The organism is Dolichospermum sp. LEGE 00246 (assembly GCF_015207865.1).
Lineage (GTDB): Bacteria > Cyanobacteriota > Cyanobacteriia > Cyanobacteriales > Nostocaceae > Dolichospermum > Dolichospermum heterosporum.
Window position 1 is genome coordinate 1 of record NZ_JADEWA010000334.1, and the last position, 6039, is coordinate 6039.

General features: G+C 42.3%; 7 protein-coding genes, 1 tRNA gene, 1 pseudogene and 1 other annotated feature. Of the genes and pseudogenes, 6 read left to right on the plus strand and 3 right to left on the minus strand.

From position 1 onward, the window contains the following. Both IQ228_RS18915 and hflX read right to left on the minus strand, forming a co-directional pair. Positions 1–464: Uma2 family endonuclease (locus IQ228_RS18915; protein ID WP_193963929.1), on the minus strand; the 464-nt coding region annotated here is incomplete at its 3' end. A gap of 281 nt (positions 465–745) precedes the next feature. Continuing rightward, the gene (hflX, locus tag IQ228_RS18920) at positions 746–2482 is read right to left on the minus strand and encodes a GTPase HflX (protein WP_027404881.1); all 1737 of its coding nucleotides are present in this window, start codon (positions 2480–2482) and stop codon (positions 746–748) included. A 221-nt stretch (positions 2483–2703) separates the two neighbouring features. Between hflX and rplS the strand changes: the two genes are divergently transcribed. From rplS to rplA, 6 genes are all read left to right on the plus strand, one after another. Next, positions 2704–3066: a 50S ribosomal protein L19 gene (rplS, locus tag IQ228_RS18925; RefSeq protein ID WP_027404880.1), complete on the plus strand. Its 363-nt coding sequence runs from the start codon at positions 2704–2706 to the stop codon at positions 3064–3066. A 149-nt stretch (positions 3067–3215) separates the two neighbouring features. Further along, a tRNA-Trp gene (locus tag IQ228_RS18930) sits at positions 3216–3288 on the plus strand. 181 nt (positions 3289–3469) lie between these two features. Next, positions 3470–3691, plus strand: coding sequence for a preprotein translocase subunit SecE (gene secE, locus IQ228_RS18935; protein ID WP_015078220.1), 222 nt, complete (start codon positions 3470–3472; stop codon positions 3689–3691). Further along, positions 3691–4323 (plus strand): transcription termination/antitermination protein NusG, encoded by a 633-nt coding sequence (gene nusG, locus IQ228_RS18940; protein WP_027404879.1) that lies wholly within the window; start codon positions 3691–3693, stop codon positions 4321–4323. Before secE ends, nusG begins: the two co-directional genes overlap by 1 nt. A gap of 6 nt (positions 4324–4329) precedes the next feature. Then, on the plus strand, positions 4330–4755 hold the full coding sequence (gene rplK / locus IQ228_RS18945) for a 50S ribosomal protein L11 (protein ID WP_027404878.1): 426 nt from the start codon (positions 4330–4332) through the stop codon (positions 4753–4755). 124 nt (positions 4756–4879) lie between these two features. Beyond that, on the plus strand, positions 4880–5596 hold the full coding sequence (gene rplA, locus IQ228_RS18950; protein ID WP_027404877.1) for a 50S ribosomal protein L1: 717 nt from the start codon (positions 4880–4882) through the stop codon (positions 5594–5596). Positions 5597–5698: 102 nt separating this feature from the next. Next, positions 5699–5866, plus strand: a sequence feature (ribosomal protein L10 leader region). Here rplA and IQ228_RS18955 read toward each other — a convergent pair. Then, positions 5842–6039, minus strand: a pseudogene (locus IQ228_RS18955) (hypothetical protein); the annotation flags it as partial. (Overlaps the previous feature by 25 nt.)

Below are 6039 nucleotides of genomic sequence, written 5' to 3' on the forward strand. Positions count from 1 at the left end.
CCTTGAGACTGTTTACTATATTTTTCTATAAAAATTTCATCTTGTTCAACTAATAAATATTCACAAAAACTGCTAATTGAACGATACATCCGAAACTTGCTTTGTCGGTCATAATCTGCGGTTGAAGGTGATAATACTTCTACAATTAAAATGGGATTTAAAACTTCATCATTGCGGTTTTCATTTAGTTGCGGTTCATCTGCAAAAACCATTACATCTGGATATACTCCGCGTTTATATTCAGGAATCCATAACCTCAAATCACTATTAATTGGCTCACATTTACTATCACGCAGAATAAACTTGAGAAATGCAAAAATATTGCCCCCTATACGGCTATGATTGAGTGATCCTCCCGACATTGGCACAATTTCTCCATCACGATATTCACTGCGTTCTTCAGCTTTTTCTTCAATGGCGCGATATTCATCTAAACTATAACGACGCTCAACAGTAGTAATCATCATCTTGTAAGCAATTACATTGAAGTAATCATGATTCTAGCAAAACTGGATATATTGTTGAATCATTGACATTATTATCAATAATATTGAACAAGTTTTTATCTAAAATATTACCCAAATAGTTGAGTTATTATCTCGTTCCCAGTCTTTGACTGGGAATGCCCTCAAGAGGCTCTGCCTCTGCTATCATTGAAGGCAGAGCCTTCTAAAATTCATTCCCATACAGAGTATGGGAACGAGAAATCCCCGACTTCTTCAAGAAGTCGGGGATCTGAAAATCATTAATCATCACCAACAGCGTACTGAATCAATAAAGATAGACGCTGACGCAGGGTTTCCAGTCCTAACCGCTGACTAGCAGAAATAAACACGGCTAAGGGAAACTCTTCTCTGGCTAAAGCCAGTGTTTCACTACTAACTTGATCAATTTTATTAAAAGCCACTAACGCAGGTCCTGGTGTAATCGGCATTTGCGCCAGTATATCCCGCACTGAGCGGATATGACTTAACCAAGCAGGATGAGATAAATCAACTAAATGCAGTAAAGCATCTGCTTCTGTTACCTCTTCCAATGTTGCCCGAAAAGCATCCATCAAAGATGCGGGTAACTCATGGATAAACCCCACAGTATCCGTCATCAAAGTTTCCTGGGGTGCGCCGGTTTCCGCATGAGGAAGCATTAACCGCCGTGTTGTCGGGTCAAGGGTGGCAAACAATTGGTCAGCAGTGTATACTTCTGCGTTGGTAAGAGCGTTAAGTAAGGTAGATTTACCAGCATTGGTATAACCCACCAAAGCCACCGAGGGAACTTGTCTATCTTGTCGTCGTTGACGTAAGCGACAACGATGAGCTTGTAATTGATTAACTTCGTGTTGCAGTTGAGAAATTCGCTTTTGAATAGAGCGGCGTTCTGTTTCTAGCTTGGTTTCACCTGGACCTCTTGTGCCAATACCACCTCCTAATCTGGACATACCCTCACCTTTGCCAGTGAGTCGTGGTAGCATATACCCTAACTGTGCCAGTTCGACCTGTAACTTACCTGCACCAGATTGAGCGCGTTGGGCAAAGATATCTAAAATTACTTCGGTGCGGTCAACTACTCTAACACCAATTTGCGCTTCTAAATTGCGGACTTGGGAACGGGAAAGATCACGATCAAATACTACTAAATTAGCACCTAGAGTTTGCACAGCGATCGCCACTTCTTGGACTTTACCCTCACCAATCACCGTTTGGGGATGAATCCGCGATCGCTTTTGTTGTAAGGTTTGTAAGACAACACCTCCAGCCGTATCCACTAATCGAGTCAATTCTATGATGATGTCTTGGAATTGTTGCGGAGTGATATTTTCTGTTAATACCCCCACAATTACCACCCGATCATGATCAGCATCTACTTCTTGAGCTACATACTCCCGACTAAATTCCTCTTCTAAACTTTCCACCAAGTCCAGAAAATCCTGGTCGGCTAAATCATCTAAACTCAGAGGTGGTGAGATGTGGGAATATATCCCCGCATCTGAAATACTAGTACCAGAGGATTGCGTCGCCACTAACTGTCTGCTATTGGCTACTAGATGCGCTAAATAAGCTTCTTTCACATACCCGGTTGCACCACCACCACGCTTTGTGAATCCTCCCCCAGTAATATTTAAAACTACTAAAGCATCTAATCTTTGTAAAGCCATGGCCGTTAAGGCTGACTCACTTGGTGGTTCTGACTTGAGATTGGTAGATAAACAACGAATACCGCTGAGACGTTCTGCTCCGTAGCGGGGCAGTTCTAGGGGCGGAATTTGAGTTTGACGCGGAGTACCGACACCAACCCGAATTACCTGTCCGCGACGATTAATGTAAACACAAACAGGTTGATTAATTTCCGTACTGACTGCTGCCAGACGTTGAGCAAAATCAGTTGTAGTAATAAAATCACCTGATATCCGCTGGTGGTACAGCCGCTGGAGTTGTTTTAGCTGGCTGGACTTCAAACCTTGAACATTGCCAAAGATAGTCTCTATAGGCGTTTATGACCAGTTACCTGGTTCCCCCTGAATCCTTACACTGTCTATTTTACAACAGGGAACAGGGAACAGGGAACAGGGAACAGGCAAGAGTTTTTTAATTCTTCATTTTGAATTTGTGAGTAGTTTTTATTTATAATGAGGGAAATTTCTAGACTCTCAAGCGATTATAGATTTATAATTAGCGATTGTGAGTTTTTTCAAAAAACAGAAAAGTAATGAACGCGCAAGAGATTATTCGCTCAATTGAAGCGGAACAGATGAAATCTGATTTACCCGACATCTATGTTGGTGATACAGTCAAAGTCGGAGTTAAAATTCAGGAAGGCACTAAATTCCGTGTACAACCTTACGAAGGTGTAGTCATAGCTAGACGCAATGGCGGCATCAACGAAACTATCACAGTCCGTAAAGTTTTCCAAGGTGTGGGTGTAGAACGAGTATTTTTGCTTCATTCTCCCCTAGTTGAAAGTATTAAAGTATTGCGCCGTGGTAAAGTTAGACGTGCTAAACTGTACTACCTGCGTAAACTAGTCGGCAAGGCAACCCGCATTAAACAAAGATTCGACCGCCCTTTGTGATTCTCAATGGTGAATTAATAGACAAAACCCAGTCTGCAAGCGGCATCCGCCGCTAACTTGCCAAAAGAAAAAAAATAGGTTACAATTGAAATCGAAATTGCGTTAAACTAAGAAAGTTCGGCGCAATGACTGTAAAAAGAAAAGCTTGTGCGCTCTTAGTTCAGTTGGTAGAACGCAGGTCTCCAAAACCTGATGTCGGGGGTTCAAGTCCTCCAGGGCGCGCTCAAAAAGAAAAATATTGCCCGAAGCAATAACGTCACTGCCGAAACAGCGGAAAACGTCAATTATTTCGGGTATAATTTTTTTAAAATGTAGCTTTCTTATTACGAGATTATTGAGACTGAAGCTGTAAACCTTGAAAATCACAAGGTTAGGCTATTTAAGAAACGGGGGTATAACGACTGTGGCCAAAAAAAATGAAGCAGAAATGCCAGAAACCGAAAATGGGTTTAACTTAAACAATTTTTTCCAGGGTACAAAGGAAGAACTTGAGAAAGTGATTTGGCCCAGTCGGAAACAGTTGGTAAGTGAATCAGCCGCTGTACTATTAATGGTTACACTCTCCGCATCTTTGATATATCTGGTCGATGGATTGTTCGCTTGGGCAGCAAAACAGGTGTTCTGATGACTTCTGCAACAGACGAACCACGCAACTCCGAGTTGCAGTTAGAGGAAACACTCTTAACAGCGATGAAAGAAGCACGCTGGTATGCAGTGCAAGTAGCCTCTGGCTGTGAGAAACGGGTAAAGACAAATTTAGAGCAACGTATCCAAACTTTTGATGTGGCTGACAAAATCATCCAAGTGGAAATTCCCCACACCCCAACGGTGAAAATCCGTAAGGATGGTAAACGGCTACCTTCAGAAGAAAAGGTTTTCCCTGGTTATGTGCTAGTCCGAATGGTAATGAGTGATGATACATGGCAAGTGGTAAGAAACACCTCTCATGTGATTAACTTTGTGGGTGCAGAGCAAAAGCGTGGTAGCGGTAGAGGTCGTGGTCACGTTAAGCCAGTTCCCCTAAATCCTTCGGAAGTTGAACGCATATTCAAACAAGCCTTGGAACAAGAGCCTGTAGTCAAAATTGATATGGCTTCAGGTGATAAGATAGTTGTGCTTTCTGGTCCATTTAAGGATTTTGAAGGTGAGGTGATTGAAGTTTCCCCAGAACGGAGTAAACTAAAAGCTCTACTCTCGATCTTTGGAAGAGATACACCAGTAGAATTGGAATTTAATCAGGTTAAAAAACAGAGCTAAATACAAATGGCGAAGAAAGTAGTAGCGGTCATTAAGTTGGCCCTGAATGCTGGGAAAGCCAACCCAGCACCGCCAGTTGGTCCTGCGTTGGGTCAACATGGTGTTAACATCATGATGTTCTGCAAAGAGTACAATGCCAAAACAGCAGACCAAGCTGGGATGGTTATACCTGTAGAAATTTCTGTCTATGAAGATAGAAGTTTTACGTTTGTCCTCAAAACTCCACCAGCATCAGTGTTGATTCGCAAGGCAGCGAAGATTGAAAGAGGCTCAAATGAACCCAACAAAAAGAAAGTTGGTAGCATTAGCAGAACGCAATTACGCGAAATTGCTCAAACTAAACTTCCTGACCTCAACGCCAATGATATTGATGCAGCCATGAATATTGTGGAAGGAACTGCTAAAAACATGGGCGTAACAGTTACAGATTAGGTGACAGGGAACAGGTGACAGGTGACAGTAAATAAAAAAATAACCACTGACAACTGACAACTGACTAATAACAAAATCATATCGGGGGAGAAGTACAACTTCGAGATGACCCCAGGAGAAAAAAATGGCAAAAAAAGTATCACGCCGCTTACAGGCGTTGCTGGAAAAGGTAGAAGATAAGGATTATACACCCTTAGAAGCATTAGCTCTGTTAAAAGAAACGGCAACTGCTAAGTTTCCTGAAGCTGCTGAAGCTCATATCCGTTTAGGAATTGACCCTAAATATACAGACCAACAATTGCGGACAACGGTAGCACTACCCAAGGGAACAGGACAAATTATCCGGGTAGCAGTTATCGCCAGAGGTGAAAAAGTCACAGAAGCAACTAACGCTGGTGCTGATATTGCTGGTTCTGAAGAACTCATTGAAGATATTCAGAAAGGCATGATGGACTTTGATAAGCTGATTGCTACGCCGGATGTGATGCCACAGGTAGCAAAGCTGGGTAAATTATTAGGTCCACGGGGTTTGATGCCTTCACCCAAGGGGGGAACAGTGACATTTGATGTTGCTAGTGCGATCGCTGAGTTCAAAGCTGGTAAATTAGAATATCGGGCTGATCGGACTGGGATTGTCCATGTTATGTTTGGTAAGACTGCTTTTTCACCTGAAGATTTATTGATCAACCTGAAGGCATTACAAGAGTCAATTGACCGTAACCGTCCTTCAGGTGCTAAGGGTCGTTATTGGCGGTCATTGTACATATCCTCGACAATGGGACCATCAATTGCTATTGACATTAGCGCCCTACGAGAGTTAAAACTAACTGACGCTGCATGATTTTAGATTTTAGATTTTAGATTTTATAGTTGCTAGATAGATAATTGAATTTTTTGTTTCGTTATCAAGCTTTAATTTCAAATCCAAAATCCGAAATCCAAAATCCAAAATTTAATAAAGCCGGAGACAGCAGGTGCTAATAGCTTAATATCCTGCCGAGGTTGTAATTTTAACTACCTAGAGTTTAAGCCGCAAAAGCGAAATAACTACGGGATTAAAAATACCACTTTGAAACCCTGGCTAAGTTAGCTGGGGTTAATTGTTTTCGGTAAGTCACCAAAGGGTAACAGGTAACAGGTGACAGGTGACAGGTGACAGGTGACAGGTGACAGGTGACAGGTGACAGGTGACAGGTGACAGGTGACAGGTGACAGGTGACAGGTGACAGGTGACAGGTGACAGGTGACAGGTGACAGGTGACAGGTGACAGGTGACAGGTGACA